At 62.6% G+C, this 20,500-nt stretch carries 12 protein-coding genes; 11 read left to right on the forward strand and 1 reads right to left on the reverse strand.

The features are described from left to right. Positions 1-14 precede the first annotated feature (14 nt). The 10 genes from hisF to tatC all read left to right on the forward strand — a co-directional run bounded on the left by hisF (position 15) and on the right by tatC (position 17,244). On the forward strand, positions 15-794 hold the full coding sequence (gene hisF, locus LPW39_RS00935; RefSeq protein WP_230770563.1) for an imidazole glycerol phosphate synthase subunit HisF: 780 nt from the start codon (positions 15-17) through the stop codon (positions 792-794). A 785-nt stretch (positions 795-1,579) separates the two neighbouring features. Further along, positions 1,580-12,469, forward strand: coding sequence for a beta strand repeat-containing protein (locus LPW39_RS00940; protein WP_330166581.1), 10,890 nt, complete (start codon positions 1,580-1,582; stop codon positions 12,467-12,469). Positions 12,470-12,579: 110 nt separating this feature from the next. Further along, a complete protein-coding gene (hisI, locus tag LPW39_RS00945; protein ID WP_192816996.1) occupies positions 12,580-12,978 on the forward strand; it encodes a phosphoribosyl-AMP cyclohydrolase in 399 nt (132 codons plus the stop codon). A gap of 61 nt (positions 12,979-13,039) precedes the next feature. After that, positions 13,040-13,444 carry a phosphoribosyl-ATP diphosphatase gene (locus LPW39_RS00950; RefSeq protein WP_230770564.1) on the forward strand — a complete coding sequence of 135 codons (405 nt, stop codon included), beginning with the start codon at positions 13,040-13,042 and terminating at the stop codon, positions 13,442-13,444. Continuing rightward, a complete protein-coding gene (locus LPW39_RS00955; protein WP_230770566.1) occupies positions 13,441-13,830 on the forward strand; it encodes a DUF4870 family protein in 390 nt (129 codons plus the stop codon). The genes LPW39_RS00950 and LPW39_RS00955 overlap by 4 nt, the downstream gene beginning before the upstream one ends. Positions 13,831-13,912: 82 nt before the next feature. Beyond that, positions 13,913-14,923 (forward strand): patatin-like phospholipase family protein, encoded by a 1,011-nt coding sequence (locus LPW39_RS00960; RefSeq protein WP_230770568.1) that lies wholly within the window; start codon positions 13,913-13,915, stop codon positions 14,921-14,923. A gap of 90 nt (positions 14,924-15,013) precedes the next feature. After that, positions 15,014-15,370 (forward strand): histidine triad nucleotide-binding protein, encoded by a 357-nt coding sequence (locus LPW39_RS00965; protein WP_133856863.1) that lies wholly within the window; start codon positions 15,014-15,016, stop codon positions 15,368-15,370. Between the two features lie 102 nt (positions 15,371-15,472). Beyond that, a complete protein-coding gene (gene tatA / locus LPW39_RS00970) occupies positions 15,473-15,724 on the forward strand; it encodes a Sec-independent protein translocase subunit TatA (protein WP_230770569.1) in 252 nt (83 codons plus the stop codon). A 65-nt stretch (positions 15,725-15,789) separates the two neighbouring features. Then, positions 15,790-16,311: a Sec-independent protein translocase protein TatB gene (tatB, locus tag LPW39_RS00975; RefSeq protein WP_230770570.1), complete on the forward strand. Its 522-nt coding sequence runs from the start codon at positions 15,790-15,792 to the stop codon at positions 16,309-16,311. Between the two features lie 138 nt (positions 16,312-16,449). Next, the gene (tatC, locus tag LPW39_RS00980) at positions 16,450-17,244 is read left to right on the forward strand and encodes a twin-arginine translocase subunit TatC (RefSeq protein WP_230770571.1); all 795 of its coding nucleotides are present in this window, start codon (positions 16,450-16,452) and stop codon (positions 17,242-17,244) included. Positions 17,245-17,421: 177 nt separating this feature from the next. Here tatC and LPW39_RS00985 read toward each other — a convergent pair whose 3' ends face one another. After that, the gene (locus LPW39_RS00985) at positions 17,422-18,585 is read right to left on the reverse strand and encodes a trypsin-like peptidase domain-containing protein (RefSeq protein ID WP_230770572.1); all 1,164 of its coding nucleotides are present in this window, start codon (positions 18,583-18,585) and stop codon (positions 17,422-17,424) included. 573 nt (positions 18,586-19,158) lie between these two features. Here LPW39_RS00985 and LPW39_RS00990 point away from each other — a divergent pair. Continuing rightward, complete coding sequence (locus LPW39_RS00990; protein ID WP_230770574.1) at positions 19,159-20,481, forward strand: MFS transporter; 1,323 nt, start codon at positions 19,159-19,161, stop codon at positions 20,479-20,481. Positions 20,482-20,500 lie beyond the last annotated feature (19 nt).

Raw genomic sequence — 20,500 nt, forward strand, 5'->3', positions numbered from 1 at the left:
CCAAGAGATCTTCCATGCTTGCCAAACGCATCATTCCCTGCCTCGACGTCACCGGCGGCCGTGTCGTCAAAGGTGTCAACTTTGTCGAACTGCGCGATGCCGGCGACCCGGTAGAAATTGCGGCACGCTACAACACCCAGGGCGCGGATGAGCTGACCTTTCTCGACATTACCGCGACCAGCGATGGCCGCGACCTGATCTTGCCGATCATCGAGGCGGTTGCCAGCCAGGTCTTCATTCCGCTGACCGTTGGCGGCGGTGTGCGCACGGTGGCCGATGTGCGGCGCCTGCTCAATGCCGGTGCCGACAAGACCAGCTTCAACTCGGCGGCCATTGCCGATCCTTCCGTCATCAACGCCGCCAGCGACCGCTACGGTTCGCAGTGCATCGTCGTCGCCATCGACGCCAAGCGCCGCCAAGGCCAGGATGTCATCGAGCGCGGCGAGGGCTGGGATGTCTACAGCCATGGCGGGCGCAAGAATACCGGGATGGACGCCGTGCGCTGGGCCAGCGACATGGCAGCGCGCGGCGCCGGAGAGATCTTGCTCACCAGCATGGACCGCGACGGCACCAAGTCCGGCTTTGACCTGGCCTTGACCCGTGCCGTGGCCGATGCCGTGGGCGTGCCGGTCATCGCCTCGGGTGGCGTGGGCAATCTGGACCACCTGGCAGATGGCGTGCAGCAGGGCGGCGCCGATGCGGTGCTAGCTGCCAGCATCTTCCACTATGGCGAATTCACAGTGCAGCAGGCCAAGGAGCGCATGCGCGAGCGCGGTATCCCTGTGCGGCTTTAATACAGCGTAGTTTCCAGGTTCAGCGTCCGGCCGATGCAGCGCCGCAGCGCCATTGGCGCGCTGCAGCACATGGCTTTCCTCCGGGCGCTGGTAGGGACGAACCGGCCTGTGAGAGAACTCAGGCCAGGGGTGGCGTGCTTGCCATAGGCCTCGTTGGCCCCCTTCCATGGCGCTCGCCGACGCAGCCGCCTTGCTTGAAAGCGTGGGCTTTACCGGCAGCGGCAATCTACGCTCTCCAAACGCATCTGCGCTGACCGACGATGCGCGGCTGACATCTGCGCCCTCGGGGCTCTTGGTTTTTCCTGTGTGTTTTTTCCTGCGTGGCGGGGACTAGCGCCGTCCTGCCACGCGCGGCATGCCATCACACCGGGTCCTTTCCCGCGCCTATCTATCACCACACATCGATCAGCGCCGCCGACTGCTTGTAGTCGGCGCGTCATTAGTGATGTGTAATTCTATAGAAATGATTGATTTTGCTGATCACCAATCATGATTTGCAATATTTGACAATGTTTCTAAAGTTGACACACACTCATTAAACGCAAGATGCTATAAACCCGATCTATCTTTAATTGGTCACAGTTTGTTTCGGTTGTCTGGGAAGATTTGCATATCAAGACCGTCGGCAATTGCAATAGAACTATGAAAAGTGTCGCTTGATGTATCTGGCGGCGCCGTAAAAGGTCTGGGAGTTGTCGGCTATGTCGGTGTTCGGGATATGCGTTACGCAGGGATGGTCCTGCCTGTCTGCTTTTCGTTGGTTGCAAGCACGTGCAGTGCTGTTGGTGGCATTGCTTCTGTTGCCACTGGGTGTCTGGGCCCAGATGTGCGCAGCACCCGGCAACGATGGCGCAGGAGCGGCGAGTGGGGTGGTGAATGATTACTTCCCTGGCGCTGGCGCATCGACCCTGGCCGCCGGCAGCAGCAGCGTCAGCCTGGGCACGCAGCGAACCGGTGCCGCCAACAAAACCTTGGCCGCCAATGATTTGCTGCTGGTCATCCAGATGCAGGATGCGAGTATCAATGCGGTCAATTCCAGTGCCTATGGCAGCGGGGGCAGTGGCGGCCAGGGTTCGACCAGTGTCGGCAGTACAGGTCTTTATGAATTTGTCCGCGTAGTCTCGGTGTCTGCAGGGGTGGTGACTTTCTCACCCGCATTGACCAACACCTATCGCAATGCGGCCGCAACCAGCACATCCGGCCAGAAGACTTACCAGATCGTGCGCGTGCCACAGTACACCAGTGCGACTGTCAGCGGTGTGACCGCGCCGCCATGGAACGGCTCTACCGGCGGCGTGGTGGCCATTGATGTCCGTGATGTCCTGACGCTCAATGGCGCAACGGTGGAAAACCAGGCCAACCGTGCAATCTTCCTCGCTGGCAAAGGCTTTCGCGGCGCCGTAGGCAGCAATGGCTCCAACCGTGGCTCGCGCGATGACTGGATGGGTGACTACAGCACCGCAGGCGGTGGCGGTGGCAAAGGCGAGGGCATTGCCGGCACTCCGCGGTATCTGGCCAACAAGGTCACGGCTTATGGCTCCAAGCTGGTCAATGCAGTGGCTTCGGGGGGGATTGGTTCGGTGGATAACACTGCCGAAGGCTATCCCGGCGGATCACGTGCACGAGGCGCCCCCGGCAATGCCGGTGGTGGCGGAGCCGATGGTGCTCCGGCTGGTACCAACAACAACCAGTACAACTCGGGCGGCGGTGGCGGCGGTAACTATGCCGCCGGTGGCGTGGGCGGACGGCCCTGGAACTACCCGCTGGTCGACAGCGGTGGCCGAGGCGGCGGTGGCTACGTGGGCACTACCGCTTTCAACCGCATTTTCCTCGGGGGCGGTGGCGGTGCGGGTGGCACCAATGACGGCACTGCCGATAACAATGCCTATGGCAACAACGGCATTGCTTGCGCCGACACGGGGGGGCGCTGCTCTTCCGGCGCTTCCGGCGGCGGCATCGTCATCTTGCGTGCGCAGAGTGTTACCGGCACTGGTGTGATCGATGTGCGTGGTGCCAATGGCTACAACGTGCAAAACGATGCCGCCGGCGGCGGCGGTGCGGGTGGCTCGGTCATCATCCACTCGGTCGAAGGCGGATCTGCCGTGATTGATGCCAGCGGCGGGGACGGCGGCAACGCCTGGGCGGGCAACCAGACCAATGCAGCCAACCGCCATGGCCCTGGCGGCGGCGGCGGTGGCGGCTTCATCGCCTTTTCTCCGTCCAGCATGTCGGTCACTACCACGATCAATGGCGGTACACCCGGCTACACCACCAACGGCACCACCGACAACTACGGCGCCTTTGGCAACCAAGGGGGTATCGCTTCGTTCCAGTCGCCGAACGTTCCTGGCACCTTGCCGGGCGCCTCTTGCGCGGTTGACCTGCGCCTGACCAAGAGCAATGGCGTCAATATCGTCAATGCAGGCGGGCAGACCACGTACACGCTGACGGCCAGCAATGTCGGCGCGTCCCCCACCACAGGCACGATCACCATCGTGGACAAACTGCCGCAGGGTGTGACCATTCCCGCTGGCTCCCTGCCGTTGACGGGCGCCAATGCGGCCAACTGGAGCTGCTCGGGCGCTGCAGGATCGCGCCTGATCACCTGTACCAGCGCCAGCGCGATTCCCGCTGCAGGCAGCAGTGTGTTCGGGGTGACTGTCAATATCGGTCTGCTGTCGGCGACGGGCCCAACTGCCACTAACAAGGCCAAGATCGGCGGTGGAGGCGATCCGCTCAACAGCACGGCGCCCACCGAAGCTGCCGTGGATGCCTGTACCAGCAACCAGTCACCCGCAGGCTGCGCGCTGGATGTGGATGCAGTGAACTCGCCTTTGCTGAGCTTGACCAATACCGACAACACCGACGTGGTGCTGGCAGGCGGCACCACAACCTATACGCTGACGGTTAACAACGTGGGCAATGCACCCACGGCCGGCACCGTCACCGTGGTGAATGCACTGCCCACCGGCATGGCCTACACCGGCGCGACAAGCTTTACCAGCGGGCTGTTCAGCTGCAGCTACACCTCGTCGAGCAACAGTGTCAGCTGCAGTACCAGTTCGGCGATCGCTGCGGGCTCCAGTGCCGCCATCTCGCTGCCGGTGTCGATTGCTAGCACGGCACCCAGCGCGTTGGTCAACCTTGCCAGCGTTGGCGGTGGCAGCGATTCGAGCAAGCCCAACGCGCCGACAGTTGCGTCCACACAAAGCTGCTCTCCTGCAATCGCCTCGGAAATCGCCACAGGCTGCGCGGCCGACACCGATGCGGTCAAGCGCGTTCAGCTGTCCCTGACCAAGGACGATGGCCGTTTCGGCATCTACGTCGGCGGCACAACCACGTATGCATTCCGCGTCAGCAACACCGGCGATACCGCATCGGTGGGCACCATCAACTTCCGCGATGTGCTGCCGGGCCCGATGAACTGGCCCGCAACGTTGACCAAGACCGGCGCGAATGCGGCGGACTGGATCTGTACGCGCGTGAGCGCCACCGAGGTGAGCTGTGCATCTGCCACGCCGATTGCAGCCGGTGGTGTGAGCCAGTTCAGCCTGCTTGCGAATGCGGGCGCGATGACCAGCGGCAGCCAGTACATGAACAAGGCGCGCGTCGGGGGCGGTGGTGATGCCACGCTGGCTACTGCTGCGCCCACCGCAGACCAGGTCAATGCCTGTACCAACAACAGCATTCCGGCGGGTTGCGCGATTGACCTGAACACGGCACAGACGCCGCCGACGCTGCGGCTGACCAAGACCCATGCCGATCCGCAATCCAAGGCGCCTGGGGCGGCGGTGGCCTTCACGCTGACGGTTGCCAACACGGGCGCGGAAGCCCTGACCAATACCGTGCGGGTGGTGGATGTGTTCCCTGCCGGGCTCAGCAATGTCACGGTCGCTGCGACGCAAGGTATTTTTAGCTGTGCAATGGGCTCCGGCGCCGACAGCAATGTGCTGACCTGCAACAACACCGCGGGTGCCTTGGCCGCCAATGCGTCGGCCAGTATCGCGGTGACGGCGACGGTCTCGGCCACGACCAGCACCACCTTGGTCAACAAGGCGCAAGTGGGTACCGACAATACCGACCCCAGCACCAGCAGCTACCCCACCAGCACCACCGTCGCCGCCTGCACGGCGCTCAACACGCCTACCGCAGGCTGTGCCACCGACTCCGTTCCGGTGGTGCCTTCGGCCACGTTGACGGTGGTCTCCAGCGTCAATGCACGCGCCGCCAGCACCGACCAGTTCAGCGTCGGCATCAGCAACGGTGGCCCCAGTGCGACGACGGCGGGCACCGCTACCAGTGCGAGTACTGCCGGTTTTGCGGCGACGCCGGGCACCAGCTACGCCTTGAGCGAGACCGCTGCGGGCACGACCAACCTGGCGCGCTACACCACCAGCTACGCCTGTACGAATGCCACGGCTGGCGGCACCTCGGTAGCGCCGGGCACCGGCACGACGCTGACGCTGACGCCGCAGGCAGGTGATGCGATCACCTGTACGTTCACGAACACGCCGATTGCGCCCCGGCTGACGCTGGCCAAATCGATTGTTTCGCGGGCTTTGGCGTCTGACCAATTCACGGTGGCCATCAGCAATGGTGGACCCTCGGCGTCCACCACGGGCACCAGCACGACGGCTAGCACCACTGCTTTCACAGCGACCGCCGGCACCAGCTACACCCTGAGCGAGTCCGTGCTGGCGGGCGCCAATCTGTCGCGCTATACCAGCAGCTACAGCTGTAGCAATGCCGGCGTTGCAGGTACCGTGATGCCGTCGGGCACGGGCACCAGCTTCAGCCTGGTGCCCCAGGCCGGCGACAACATCAGCTGCAGCTTCAGCAACACCGCCATCGCGCCCAAGCTGACGGTGAACACCGTCGTGTCGGGCCGCATTCTGAGCACCGACCAGTTCACGGTCGGCATCAACAACGGTGGCCCCAGTGCGACGACCACCGGTACGCAAACCACGGCGTCGGCAGGCCCGACCACTGCGACGGCAGGCACCAGCTACCTGCTGGCCGAAACCGCTGCCGGCACGCCTGCCACCAATCTGGCCCGCTACACCACGACCTACAGCTGTACCAATGCCACTGCGGGTGGCAGCAGCGTGGGATCGGGCACCGGTACCTCCATCACCGTAGTGCCCCAAGCCGGCGATGACATCAGCTGCACATTCACCAACACCCCGGTCTACCCCAAGCTCAGCGTGACCAAGGCCGCATCGCCTAGCAGCTTTGTCGCCGGTGCCAGCGGCCAGAGCTACCGCATCACCATTGCTGTGGCCAATGGTCCCACCACCGCCGCCATCAGCATTGCCGACAGCCTGCCCACCGGGGTGACGCTGTCCGGCGTGCCCACCGTCAGTGGCGGTGCCACATTGAGCGGTTGCAGCACCAGCGGCAGCACCATTGGCGCATGCCAACTGGCCAGCGGCTTGGCCAACGGCATCTATGTCGTGACCATTCCCGTCTCTGTCGCTCCGTCGGCCACCAGCACGGGCGCTGCCAACACCGCCAACCTGGGCGGTGGTGGTGACCCCAGCTGTACCGCTGCCGCTACGACGGAAGCATGCGATCCGACCACAGGGGCGGTGGCTGTGAAGACACCAGCCAATGTCAGCCTGGTCAAATCCGGTGCTGCTACCGCCGTGGCTGGCAACAGCTATGTCTACACGCTGGCGCTGAGCAACAGCGGCCAGACGGCCACCGCCTCCAACCTGGTGGTGCGCGACCAGTTGGCCCCTGGCATGGTGGCTACCGCCGTCACCGGTGCCAACTGCGGCACCTTGCCCAGCGTTGCTGGCGCGTTGCTGAGCTGCACCGTGGCCGATCCGGTTGCGGCCGATGGCGGTACTGCCAGCATCCAGCTGACGGTGACCATGCCCAGCGGCGGCGGCAATGTCGTCAACTATGCGGCCACCCATCCATCGGGTAGCGGCAACCCCGGTGTGGATCCTGGCCCGGCCTGTACCAGTGCCGCCAATGTGGTGTGTGCCAGCGCGACCACCGCATCCAGCACCCCTGCCAATGTCAGCCTGAGCAAGACCGGTGCGGCCACCGCGCTGACCGGCTCGAGCTACGTCTACACGCTGACCCTGAGCAACAGTGGCCAGCTCGCTACCGGCAGCAACCTGGTCATCAAGGACCAGTTGCCAGCAGGCGTGGTGGCCACTTCGGTCAGCGGTGCCAGCTGCGGCACGCTGCCCAGCAGTGCCGCAGCCCTGCTGACCTGCACCGTGGCGGGTCCGGTAGCCGCTGGTGCATCTGCCACTGTCCAACTGACCGTCACTTTGCCAAATGCCGGCGGAACCTTGGTCAACAACGCGGCGACCAACCCCACGGGCTCAGGCGCCCCTGGCGTGGATCCCGGTGCCACCTGTGTGAACAGCGCCACCACCTTCTGCGCAAGCCATAGCCTCGCGGTCAACACACCGGCAAGCCTGGCAACCACCAATGTGCTGACATCGGTCAATGGCAGCCCGGTGCCAGCCGGCTACCTGGCCAAGCCCGGCGATGTGCTGACCTACACGGTGACCGTCGTCAACAGCGGTGGCACGGCAGGCTCCACCGACGTGGGCCAGACCGTACCTGCCGGTACAACCTATACGGGCAGCGGCCAAGGCTGGAGCGCAGGCTGCACGGACGCGGGCACGCAGTGCACGCAAACCGTGCCAGTCGGTGCCAACCAAACCAGCACCGTGCAGTACACCGTCACCGTGGCCAGCCCAGGCAGCACGGCAACGATTGTTGATAGCGTCACCAGCTCGGTAGGCACCTGCACCGCTTGCCAGGTCAGCACCGATACACAGCGGGCAGACATGCAGGCGAGCGTCTCGGTCAGCCCAGGCACCACCAGTGCGACGGGTGTGGAGCTGACCTACACCAGCATCTGCAAGAACAATGGCCCGCAAACGGCCCTGAACGCCGCATGCACGGTGAGCGCTCCTGCTGGCGCCGCGACGGCCTGTACACCTGCCAGTCCGGCGGCAACGCTCGCTTCCGGCTCCAGCATCACCTGCACCACCAAGCTCACACCGGGTGTGGTGGGTGACTACGCCGTGAGCGTTGCCACCAGCAACACCTTGTTCGACCCTGCAACCGGCAACAACAGCGCAACGGCGACCGTCAAGGTCAACACGCCAGCGGCCCTGCGTATCGTCAAGAGCCTGGCGCAAGTCAACGGCGCTGCTGTGCCTGCCAATTACGCAGCCAAGATCGGCGACAAACTGACGTACGCAATGTTGGTGACCAACACCGGCGGCACCGCTGGCACCACGGTCTTGACCGAGACCGTGCCGGAGGGCACCCAGTTTGTTGGCGGCAACGCGCCAGACCTGAGCCAAGGCTGGAGCCAGGCTCCGCAAGCTTGCGGCGCGGCAGCCAGCACATGCACGCAAAGCGTGACCGTGCCCGCACTAAGCGCTGAAGGCGTGGCCGGTCAGCAGACGGTGCAGTTCACCGTGGAAGTGCTGGCCCCGGCGACCAGCAATGGCAAGATCACGAACACGGTGGTGAGCGACTTGGCTGCCGCGTGTGCTTCCGGTACCTGCGCAGTCGAGACGGCCAATGCAGTGGCTGATATGCAAGCGCAGATCACTGGCATCCCGGCCTCGGCTGTGGTGGGCCAAAGCGTCACCATCACCGGCACCTGTGCCAACAACGGCCCCGCCGATGCGGTGAACGCCAGTTGCGCCATGGCCGTGAACAATGCCGGCACCAGCATTGCCGGCACCTGCGCTGCCAATGCCGACCTGGCAATGGGTACGAACCTGAGTTGCTCTGCGACCTTTGTCGCCGGGCAGGGCACGATCAGCGCCACCATCAACACCAGCACACAAAGCTACGAGAGCAACACGGCCAACAACACGGACACCAAGTCCACGGTGGGCAATACGCCAGCGAGCCTGGCAGCCACGAATGTCTTGACCGCAGTGAACGGCAGTCCGGTGCCTGCCGGCTACTTAGCCAAGCCCGGTGATGTGCTGACCTATACCGTCAGCGTCACCAACAGCGGTGGTACCGCTGGCTCTACTGAAGTAGGCCAGACGGTACCAGCAGGCACGGCCTACTCGGGTACCGGTCAAGGCTGGGGCGCAGGATGCGCGGCAGCGGGTACCCAATGCGCACAGCCAGTCACAGTTGCCGCAGGCCAGACCAGCACGCTGCAGTACACGGTGACCGTGGCAAGCCCAGGCTCGACTGCGACTATCGTGGACACTGCTACCAGCTCGGTGGGCACCTGCACGGCTTGCCAGGTAACTACCGGCACGCAGCAGGCAGACATGCAGGCCAGCGTGACGGTCACGCCAGGCACCACCAGCACCACAGGTGTTGAGTTGGTCTACACCGCTGTTTGCAAGAACAATGGTCCACAAGCAGCACTGAATGCATCTTGCGTGGTGACAGCACCAGCTGGCGCCCAAACCACCTGCACGCCAACCAGCCCAGCTGCAGCCTTGGCTTCTGGCACCAGCATCACCTGCACCACCAAGTTCACGCCAAGCGTGGCCGGTGACTATGCCGTGAGCGTGGCTACCAGCAATGCTCTTTACGACGCGGCACCAGGCAACAACACGGCCAATGCCACTGTCAAGGTCAACACGCCAGCAGACCTGCACATCACCAAGACCTTGGCGCAAGTCAATGGCGCGGCTGTGCCAGCGAACTATGCAGCCAAGATCGGGGACAAGCTCACCTATGCGATGCTGGTGACCAACACGGGGGGTACATCTGGCACGACGGTCTTGACCGAGACCGTGCCAGAGGGCACCCAGTTTGTGGGCGTCAGCAGCGATCCAACCCAAGGCTGGAGCGAGGCACCTCAGAAATGCGAAGCAGCAGGTACCACCTGCGTTCAAAGCGTGAATGTGCCAGCGCAAAGCGCCGAAGGTGCTGCTGGTGAGAAGACGGTTGAGTTCACCGTTGAAGTGATTGCGCCAGCTACCAGCAACGGCAAGATCACCAATACCGTGCTGAGCGATGTGGCGGCTGCTTGTACCGGCACCAGCTGCTCGGTGGAGACCAACAACGCAGTGGCAGACATGCAAGCGCAGATCACCGACATCCCAGCTGCGGCGGTGGTGGTGGGTCAAAGCGTGACCATCACGGGCGTCTGTACCAACAAGGGCCCCGCCGACGCTGTAAATGCCAGCTGTGAGATGACCGTGAACAACGGCGGCAACAGCATCCCGGCAAGCTGCGGTGCCAATGTGAATCTGGCGGTGAATGCAAGCATCAGCTGTACAGCAACCTTCACGGCTGTTGAGGGGGCCATCAGCGCGGTCATTAACGCAGCGACGCAAAGTTACGATGCCAATCCAGCCAACAATACCGAAACCAAATCGACCGTGGGCAATACTGCAGCAAGCCTGGTGACCACCAATGTGCTGACGTTGGTCAACGGCAATGCCGTGCCACCTGGCTACCTGGCCAAACCAGGGGATGTGCTGACCTACACCATGACGGTGGTGAACAACGGGGGCACTGCAGGTAGCACCGAAGTGGGCCAGACCGTACCAGCAGGTACCAGCTACACGGGAACGGGCGAGGGCTGGAGCGCAGGTTGCACGGCAGCGGGCACGCAATGTGCGCAAACGGTGACTGTTGCTGCAGGCGAGGCCGGCAAGGTCCAGTACACCGTGACGGTCGCAACCCCGGGCAGCACGCCATCCATTGTCGACACTGCTACTACCAAACTGGGCGGCTGCACGGCTTGTGTGGTGATTACCAATACGCTGCAGGCGGACCTGCAGGCCACCGTGACGGTGATGCCGGGCTCGATCAGCACGACAGGTGTGGAGCTGGTCTACACCAGCGTGTGCAAGAACAACGGCCCACAAAGCGCACTCCAAGCATCCTGCGTGGTGACTGCTCCTGCGAATGCGCAAACTATCTGCGCGCCTGTGAGCCCGGTCGCAACGTTGGCATCGGGTGAGAGCATCACCTGCACCACCAAGCTCACGCCAAGTGCTGAAGGTGACTATGCGGTCAGCGTGGCGACCAGCAACGACCTGTATGACGCCACACCGGGCAACAACACGGCGACAAGGACGGTCAAGGTCAATACGCCAGCCGAGCTGAACATCACCAAGACCCTGGCGCAAGTCAACGGTGCTGCAGTCCCTGACAACTATGCAGCCAAGATCGGTGACACGCTGACCTACCACCTGCGGGTGACCAATGCGGGCGGTACCGCCAGCACCATGGAACTGACCGAAACCGTGCCGGAAGGCACCAGGTTCGTCGGTGGCGGGGCCTCTAACCCCGACCAGGGTTGGAGCCTGGCACCCAATGCCTGCGACGCGGCAGCCAGCACTTGCACGCAGCGTGTGACGGTGCCAGCGCAAAACGCGGGGGTCCCAGGTGAACAGTCCGTGCAGTTCACAGTGGAAGTGCTTGCACCCGCCACCAGCAGCGGCAAGATCATCAATACCGTGGTCAGCGATGTGCCAGCCGCTTGCGCGGCCGGTGGCTGTACGGCAGAGACGGTCAATGCGGTGGCGGATATGCAAGCGCAGATCACCTCGATTCCGTCTGGCGCCGTGGTGGTGGGCCAAAGCCTGACCATCACCGGTCAGTGCATCAACAACGGACCGGTGGATGCCATCAATGCCAGCTGTGTCATGACGGTGAACAACGGTGGCAACAGCATGGCTGCCACTTGCGGCGCCAACGCTAATCTGGCGGTGGGGGAGAGCATCAGCTGCACGGCGACCTTTGCCGCAGCGGAAGGTGCGATCAGTGCAAGTATTACCGCCGCAACGGAAAGCTACGACAGTGACATCGCCAACAACAGCGACACCAAGGCCGTCAACGGCAATACACCTTCGGCAGTGACGGTGACCAATGTGCTGGTGAAGGTCAATGACGCGCCCGTGCCTGCCGGCTATGTGATCAAGCCCGGCGACAAGCTGACCTACCAGGTCCTGGTCAGCAACACGGGCGGCACGCCGGGCTCGACGGTGCTGACGGAGACCGTGCCTGTGGGAACGCGCTATGTCGGGACCGACGAAGGGTGGACGGCGGGTTGCGGCGCATCGCGCAGCACCTGCAGCCGGCCAGTGACGGTGCCGGGCGGTAGCGCTCAGGCACCCGGCACGGTGGCTTTTGAGTACACCGTGCGCGTGGAGGACACGGTCAGCAGCCCGAATGTGGTGAACATCGTGGACAGCAGTGCACCGGGCAGTTGCAGTGCGGCCTGCTCGGTGAGCACACCGACGCAAGCGGCGGATATGCAGGTAAGCATGCCCGCGACCATCGATGCCAAGGTGGGCGTGGAGTTCACGCTGACCTCGGTCTGCCGCAACGCTGGCCCCGCTACGGCAAGCAATGCCCGCTGCGATGTCGGTGGCGCGCCTGCAGGTGCGGTCACGGTGTGCACGCCGACCCAGCCAGTGGCTGCGCTGGCTGTGGGTGAGTCGATCACCTGCGTCACCAAGTTCACGCCGACGTCGGCTGCTGCCATCACCATCACGACCCGCGCCAGCAGCGATGTGTTTGATCCTTCGTTGGCCAATAGCGAGGCTTCTGCATCGGCGGTGTTCACCAACACGCCGCCAACGAATGTACAGCGTGTGCCGGTGAATGCAGCATGGGCCATGGCCTTGATGGCGATGCTGCTGGTGCTGTTGGCCGGCATGGCCATGCCCCAACGTCAGCGCCGCCGTCGCCCAGACTGATCGTTCTTCGCCTCAGCTTGACTGGCCCGGTTGCATGGTTTGCACCGGGCCGGTTTCATTTATGGCTGTTTTCTCCCTGCAATGCGCATAACTGCATTGAATGGGAGACAATTCCCCGCATGAACTGGCTCGATCAAGTGAAATGGGACGCGCAGGGCCTGGTGCCCGTCATTGCGCAGGAACAGCACTCCAAGGATGTGCTGATGTTTGCCTGGATGAACCGCGAGGCGCTGGCCCATACGGCCGAGTTGGGCCGTGCGGTGTACTTCAGCCGCTCGCGCGGCAAGCTGTGGTTCAAGGGCGAGGAATCCGGCCATGTGCAGACTGTGCACGAGATCCGCATCGACTGTGACAACGATGTGGTGCTGCTGAGCGTGACGCAGACCGGGCACGAGCCGGGCATTGCCTGCCATACCGGCCGCCACAGCTGCTTTTACAGCGTGTTGCGTGATGGCCAGTGGCAAGCGGTCGATCCGGTCTTGAAAGACCCGGAATCGATCTACAAATAAGCCCTGTCCCAGGACTGTCTTCTTCGGCCGCCCTGGGCGGCTGCTTCGCTATATTTTCGTTATGACCGATACCTCTTCTCCCGCTGCCATGTCCTCTACCGATGCCTTGATGCGTCTGGCCGAGGTGCTGGAATCGCGCAAACCCGCTAATGGCGGCGATCCCGAGGCCAGCTATGTGGCCCGCTTGCTGCACAAAGGCCCGGATGCCTTTTTGAAGAAGGTGGGCGAGGAGGCGACTGAGGTGGTGATGGCCGCCAAGGATGTGGACCACGGGGCACCCGCCTCCAAATTGGTGTACGAAGTGGCCGATCTGTGGTTTCATACGATGGTGGCACTGGCCCACTATGGCCTGAGCCCCGCCGATGTGGTGAACGAACTGGCACGCCGCGAGGGCCTCAGCGGCCTGGAAGAGAAGGCGATGCGCAAGGTAAAGGACCGTGAAGCTGAAGAAGGGAGTTCCGCATGAATGACGTTGTCGACGTGAAGACCGTGGATTCTGCCGCGATGGAAAGCCTCAAGACCTGGGGCTGGGTCAGCTACCTGCTGCACCTGATTGTGGCTGTGGCCGCTGTAGTGCCTACCGCGCAGGCCAGCATCGTGCTGCTGGTGATTGCACTGGTCATTGACCTGGTCAAGCGCGGCGATGCGCAGGGCACCTGGCAGCAAAGCCACTTCTCGTGGCGCATTCGCAGCGTCATCTGGGCTGGCATTTTGTATGTCGTCACGGCACCGCTGTGGATCCTGTTCTTCATTCCCGGCTGGATCGCCTGGACCATCATTTCTATCTGGTTCCTCTACCGCATCGTGCGTGGCATGGTGACAATGAACAAAGACCAGGCCATCGATGGCTAGCCACACACCAGCACCCGAGGTGCCGGAGTCAGCGGTACCCGCAGAGACTGAAGCGCCCAGACGGCTGCCCCGCTCGAAGGGGGTGGACGAGAACACGCCGCCCATCAGCCTGGCCCTGCAGGGCGGCGGCTCGCATGGGGCCTTCACCTGGGGTGTGCTCGATGCCTTGCTGGCCGACCGCAGCCTGTGGGTCGAAGGTATCAGTGGCACCAGCGCTGGGGCCATGAATGCCGTGGTGATGGCCTATGGCTACGGCAAGGCGGCCGCGACAGAGAGTGACAAGCGCAAAGCCCATGATGCGGGCTGCGAGTCGGCCCGCGAATCCCTCAAACAGTTCTGGGAAGGCGTGGGCACCATGGGCAGCCTGATGGCGGGCGTGCCGATGGCCGGCAAGGCCATCTGGGACATGATGAGCCAGTGGCTCTCGCCCTACCAGACCAACCCCCTCGATATCAACCCCTTGCGGCGACTGCTGGAAAAGGTGGTGGATTTTGACTTTCTCCAGCATGAGCAGGGCCGCAATGCGCCCCGCGTGTTTGTCTGTGCCACCAATGTGCGCACCGGCAAGGGGGAGGTTTTCAGCGGCAAGCGGCTGACGGCCGATGCGGTGATGGCCTCGGCCTGCCTGCCGATGATGTACAAGGCGGTCGAGATCAAGGACCAGTACTACTGGGATGGCGGCTACTCCGGCAACCCCTTGCTCTACCCCCTGATCTACCAGACGGGCAACAGCGATGTGCTGCTGGTGCAGCTCAACCCGATTGAGTACAACGAGGTGCCGACCAACGTCCAGGAGATCATGGACCGCATCAATGAGATCACCTTCAACGCCAGCTTGCTGGCTGAGTTGCGCGCCATGGGCTTTGTGCGCCGGCTTTTGGATGAAGGCAAGCTGGACCGGGAGCGCTACAAGTACATGCTGATGCACCATGTGGATGGCGGGTCCGTGCTCAAGAGCTATGGTGCGTCGAGCAAGAACCGCTCCGATGCGCCTTTTGTGCGTGAGCTGTGCGAACGCGGGCGTGTCTCCGGCGAGAATTGGCTCACCAAGCACCGGGCGGATGTCGGGGTGCGTTCTGGTTTCAAGGTGTAATCCACTGGATGTTGGCACGGTTGCTGCTTGCTCCGTGCATGTTATTACGGGGCTGCCTGCGGAGCCCATGTTTTGAGAGATAAGAAGTCTATGCACGATCCCGACTGCCTTTTTTGCAAAATCATTGCCGGCCAGATCCCGTCGAGCAAGGTCTATGAAGACGAAGACATGCTGGTGTTCAAGGACATCCATCCGGCAGCTCCCGTGCATTTGTTGATGGTGCCCAAGTTGCATATTGCATCGATGGCGCAGGTGGGTGCAGAGCAGGCACCACTGCTGGGCCGCATGTTGGCCAAGGCGCCACAACTGGCGCTGGATAACGGCTGCAACCCCTATCCGCAAGGTGGTTTCCGGCTGATGGTCAACACCGGCGAAGAGGGCGGCCAGGAAGTGCACCACCTGCACATTCACCTGCTGGGCGGCCCGCGACCCTGGAAAAAGGGCTGAGCCCTGCGCTGGCAGAGGGGGAAGCCCTCGCCCTGTGACAGTATTACGAAACCTTTAGATGCCCAAGGCGTCTAAAATGCGCATATTCGCTAGGAGAATTTCATGGGTTCCTTTTCTGTTTGGCATTGGCTGATTGTTCTGCTCATCGTGGTGCTGGTATTTGGTACCAAGAAGCTCAAGAACATCGGCACCGATCTGGGTGGTGCCGTCAAGGGCTTCAAGGATGGCATCAAGGACGGCAGTGACTCGGCCTCGCCCGCTGCCCCCGCGACGACCACTGCACAGCAGGTGGGCCAGTCGCCCGTCGCTGACAAGAACTCCACCATCGACGTCGAAGCCAAGAACAAGGGCTGATGTGCGCATGACAGGGGCTGCGGGCAAGCCGCAGCAACCGCTTTTGTGCATTCGATGGGGTTGGAATGTTTGATCTCGGTATCTCCAAGATGGCCTTGATCGGTGCGGTGGCACTGATCGTCATTGGCCCTGAAAAACTGCCGCGCGTTGCGCGCACGGTAGGCACCTTGCTCGGCAAGGCGCAGCGCTATGTCAACGACGTCAAGTCCGAGGTCAACCGCTCGATGGAACTCGACGAGCTGCGCAAGATGAAGGAGAACGTCGAGTCGGCCGCGCGGGATGTGGAAAACACCATCCGCACCAATTCGGCAGATTTCGAGAAAAACCTCAACGACCAGGCCAATGGCTTGGCTTCATCGGGCAGCGACGACAGCTTCTACACCGCAGATCCCTATGCCGAGAGCTATGACAGTGGCTCGGCATCGACGGTGGCGCCGGTCTACCACCACCCGCGCAAGAACTGGCGCGTAAAGCGCGGGGCCACGCCCCAGTGGTACAAGCACCAAGCGGGTGTGCGCACCCATGTGCAATCGGGCGCGGCACGCGTGGCACGTTTCCGGCCCAAAAAGCCATCGTCTGGCCTGTGATGGCGCCCGCAACGCAGCCCGCTCCGGGAGCCGCGCGTTGGCATGTTTTCTCACTGGTATTTCCATCGGCCCGCCATCGTGCAGCCTGCGCTAACGCGCTGTGCTCAGGCGAGGCCATGATTCGCAACAGATATCCCCATGTCCGAAACCCCTTCTAAAGAAGACGAGCTGGCCGGCACCGAGCAGCCCTTTGTGCAGCACCTGATGGAGCTGCGCGATAGGCTGCTTTACAGCATTGGTGGTGTGCTGGTGGCACTGGTGTTGCTGGCCATCTGGCCCGGTCCCGACGGGCTGATGAACTTTATTGCGCATCCCATCAAGATGCATATGCCGCCTGATGCCAAGCTGATTGCCGTGGGCGTGTTCTCGCCCTTTATCGTGCCGCTGAAGGTGCTGGGCATGGCAGCGATTTTGCTGGCCTTGCCCTGGATCATGTACCAGCTCTGGGCCTTTGTGGCCCCGGGCCTGTACATGCATGAGCGCAAGTTTGCGCTGCCGCTGATCTTCTTTGGCAGCCTGCTGGCCTATGCCGGCATTGCCTTTGTGCAGCTGTTTGTGCTTGATCGCATGTTTGGCTTTATCCAGCACTTCACGCCGTCGAGCGTGGCGGCCACACCCGATATTGCTTCTTATGTTGAAGCGATCTTGTCGCTCTACCTGGCCTTTGGCCTGGCCTTCCAGGTGCCCATTGTGGTGATCTTGCTGGTGCGCCTGGGTATCGTGGAGATCGCCAAGCTCAAGTCGTTCCGGGGCTATTTCATCGTGCTGTCCTTTGTCATCGCGGCCGTGGTCACCCCGCCGGACGTGCTGTCGCAGATTTCGCTGGCCGTGCCCATGTGCATTCTGTATGAGGTCGGTATCCTGGGCGCCACCTGGTTCTCGCGCAACCAGCCCAAGAAGGAAGAAGAGACCGACGCTGACGCAGCCGCCTGATCGCCGCCAGCCCATCAAATAAGCCAAAGCCCCGTGCTGACCTGAGGTCAGACGGGGCTTTGTTGTTGGTAGGGCTGGAGCAGCGTAGTTGCGGAGGTGGGGCTCGATAGCCAAGCTCCTTGTCTAGCTCAAGAAGGACCAAAGGCGAGGGCGCCGCCAACGCGCCCTGCCAAAGCTCTAACGCCGGCCTTGAGGCATCGCGCGGTTGTTGACCGGGCGCGTGCCGGGGGTGATCGGCAGGGTCAGGCTCTGGTCGCCACGGCGCAGCTGTACTTCAGACGTGGTACCGGGTACAAGGGCAGCCACGGCGGTCAGCAAGCTTTGCACATGGTGAACCTGCATGTCGCCGATCTGGGTGATCACATCACCCGGGCGGATGCCGGCATTGGCGGCGGGGCCGCTTTGCAGCACGCCGGTGATGATCACGCCGGTGTCGGCCTTGACACCAAAGGTTTCGGCCAGCTCGGGTGTCAGGTCGTTGGGCTCCACGCCAATCCAGCCGCGGGTGACCTTGCCGTCGCGCACGATACTGTCGAGCACGTTCTTGGCCAGCGCGATGGGGATCGCAAAGCCAATGCCCATGCTGCCGCCCGAGCGCGAATAGATGGCGGTGTTGATGCCGACCAGATTGCCGTTGACATCGACCAGCGCGCCGCCCGAGTTGCCGGGGTTGATGGCTGCATCGGTCTGGATGAAGTTCTCAAAGGTGTTGATGCCCAACTCGCTGCGGCCCAACGCGCTGATGATGCCGCTGGTGACGGTCTGGCCTACACCAAAGGGGTTGCCAATGGCCAGCACCTGGTCGCCGACCTCGGCCGAATCCGAATTGCCCAGCACGATGACGGGCAGCTTGTCCAGGCTGATTTTGAGGATGGCCAGGTCCGTCTCGGGATCGGTGCCTATGACCGTACCCTTGGCTTTGCGGCCATCGGTCAGGGTCACCTCGATGTCATCGGCGGCTTCCACCACATGGTTGTTGGTGAGCACATAGCCATCGGGGCTGACGATCACGCCGCTGCCCAGGCCCGCCTGGTTCTGCACGCCCTGGTCGCCAAAGAAGAACTGGAACCAGGGATCATTGGCGCGCGGGTGGCGCACTGCCGTGCTGGTATTGATGCTGACCACGGCAGGCGAGGCCTTTTTGGCGGCAGGGCTAAAGCTGCTGGTGGCCACACTGGCGCGGTTGGCCTCACTTTGCGGCGCCTCGATCAAGGCAATCCCCGCATTACTGCGTACTGCGTTGTTGCGCTGCAGCCAGCCCGGTTGCAAGGTGGCAACGATAAAGTACAGGGCCAGCAAGACGGTGACCGATTGCGCGAAAAGGAGCCAGAGGCGTTTCATAAAACCTGGGGTTGGGTGTGAGGTGGCCGCGCCTGGCTGACAGCCAGAAGCGGCGCAGAGCATTGCTATCGATTATGGCACCGGGCTTGGCGTCAGGGGGCGCCGGATGCGGTAGCAGGGCGAGGAGGCAGAAATCGGCCATGAAGGTCAGCACGCTGCCAACGTTCTGGTGCATCTCGCTGTCATCGGCGATGTAATCCATCGCCGTTCACGATGTCATGGACGCGACATTGTTCTCCAAACAAGACCAATCCGCTGGATTTTTTGTGAAAGCCACCAAAATCAGTTGCTTGCGGAACAATGTCTGCACTGACTTTCGCTAACGCCGCGTCGCCATGCCCCAGCAGCGGGGGATACCTTTCGTCACACCGTCAGAGCTTAAAGGGTAAGTACCTAGAATGGTTCCCCAACCTTTTGACTGCGCTTTTTTGCTCATCGTGGTTCCCTGCGAATGGGTCCATCTCTCCTCTCGCTTGCGCTGACGCCCGCCATCCCGGGTTTCACCGAACCCCTTGATATGCGCCCACAACGCGCTGCGCTTTGCGCTGTCCTGCTCTGGAATGTAGAGGACACATGACTTCGCTGACTGCTGACCAAGGTGGGGCCCAAGCCGCCTCGCCTGCCAACCGGCCCTTGAACCGGAACGACTACAAGACCCTTGGCCTGTCGGCCCTGGGCGGCACCCTGGAGTTTTATGACTTTGTGGTGTTTGTATTTTTTGCCAACGTACTGGGATCGCTGTTCTTCCCGGCGTCGATGCCTGACTGGATGCGCCAGCTGCAGACGCTGGGCATTTTTGCGGCCGGCTACTTGGCCCGCCCCATTGGCGGCATCCTGATTGCCCACTTTGGCGACATCCTGGGCCGCAAGCAGATGTTCACCTTGTCGGTGTTCCTGATGGCGGTGCCCACCTTGGTGATCGGCCTGCTGCCCACCTATGAAAGCATCGGTCTGGCCGCTCCCATCCTGCTGCTGGCCATGCGCGTGCTGCAAGGCGCTGCGATTGGTGGTGAGATGCCGGGCGCCTGGGTGTTTGTCGCGGAACACGCACCGGCCAAGCGTTACGGCTTTGCCATTGGCTCGCTGACCTCCGGCATCACCGGCGGTATTTTCCTGGGCTCGATCATTGGCGTCTGGCTCAACAGCGTCTATAGCACGGCCGAGATCCATGACTGGGCCTGGCGCATTCCGTTCATTCTGGGCGGCGTGTTTGGCCTGGTGTCGGTGTACCTGCGCAAGTTCCTGCATGAGACCCCCATCTTCCAGGAGATGCAGGCCCGCAAGCAGGTGGACCGCGAACTGCCGCTGAAGACCATTCTGCGCGACCACCGCGAAGCCAGCGTGGTCGTGGCGCTGATGACCTGGATACTGTCCACTGCCGTGGTGGTGGTGATTCTGTTCACGCCGTCCTACCTGCAAAAGGTGTTCCATATTGCCCCAGCGGTGGCCCTGAAGGCCAATGCCGTAGCGACCGTGACCTTGACCATCGGCTGCGTGTTCTGGGGCTGGCTGTCGGACCAATGGGGCACGCGTGCCGCGATGGTGCTGGGCTGGGGCGGCATGGCCGTGACCGCCTATCTGTTCTACCTGAACCTGCCAGGCACCGAGATCTCGCTGGTCTGGACCTATGCGCTGGTGGGCTTCTTTGTGGGTGCGATCTCGCTGCTGCCCGTCGTCGGTGTGCGCGCCTTCCCGCCCGAGGTGCGTTTCACGGGTCTGTCCTTCTCCTACAACATGGCCTATGCCGTGTTCGGTGGTTTGACCCCCATGCTGGTGTCCGTCTGGCAACAGGCCGATGTGATGGCGCCTGCCCACTATGTGGCCGCCATGGGCGTGCTGGGCGTGGCCATGGGCTTCTGGCCGTTGGCCGTCAAGGGCTGGGTCGCCAAGAAGTAAAGCCGCTTCTGGCTGGTGG

The organism is Comamonas koreensis (genome assembly GCF_021026195.1).
GTDB classification, from domain to species: domain Bacteria; phylum Pseudomonadota; class Gammaproteobacteria; order Burkholderiales; family Burkholderiaceae_C; genus Comamonas; species Comamonas koreensis.

Coding starts and splice junctions, on each gene's coding strand:
- LPW39_RS00950 (WP_230770564.1), top strand. CDS start 13,040: ATGACCGATACCTCTTCTCCCGCTGCCATGTCCTCTACCGATGCCTTG.
- LPW39_RS00990 (WP_230770574.1), top strand. CDS start 19,159: ATGACTTCGCTGACTGCTGACCAAGGTGGGGCCCAAGCCGCCTCGCCT.
- tatA (WP_230770569.1), top strand. CDS start 15,473: ATGGGTTCCTTTTCTGTTTGGCATTGGCTGATTGTTCTGCTCATCGTG.
- LPW39_RS00965 (WP_133856863.1), top strand. CDS start 15,014: ATGCACGATCCCGACTGCCTTTTTTGCAAAATCATTGCCGGCCAGATC.
- LPW39_RS00985 (WP_230770572.1), bottom strand. CDS start 18,585: ATGAAACGCCTCTGGCTCCTTTTCGCGCAATCGGTCACCGTCTTGCTG.
- tatC (WP_230770571.1), top strand. CDS start 16,450: ATGTCCGAAACCCCTTCTAAAGAAGACGAGCTGGCCGGCACCGAGCAG.
- LPW39_RS00955 (WP_230770566.1), top strand. CDS start 13,441: ATGAATGACGTTGTCGACGTGAAGACCGTGGATTCTGCCGCGATGGAA.
- hisF (WP_230770563.1), top strand. CDS start 15: ATGCTTGCCAAACGCATCATTCCCTGCCTCGACGTCACCGGCGGCCGT.
- tatB (WP_230770570.1), top strand. CDS start 15,790: ATGTTTGATCTCGGTATCTCCAAGATGGCCTTGATCGGTGCGGTGGCA.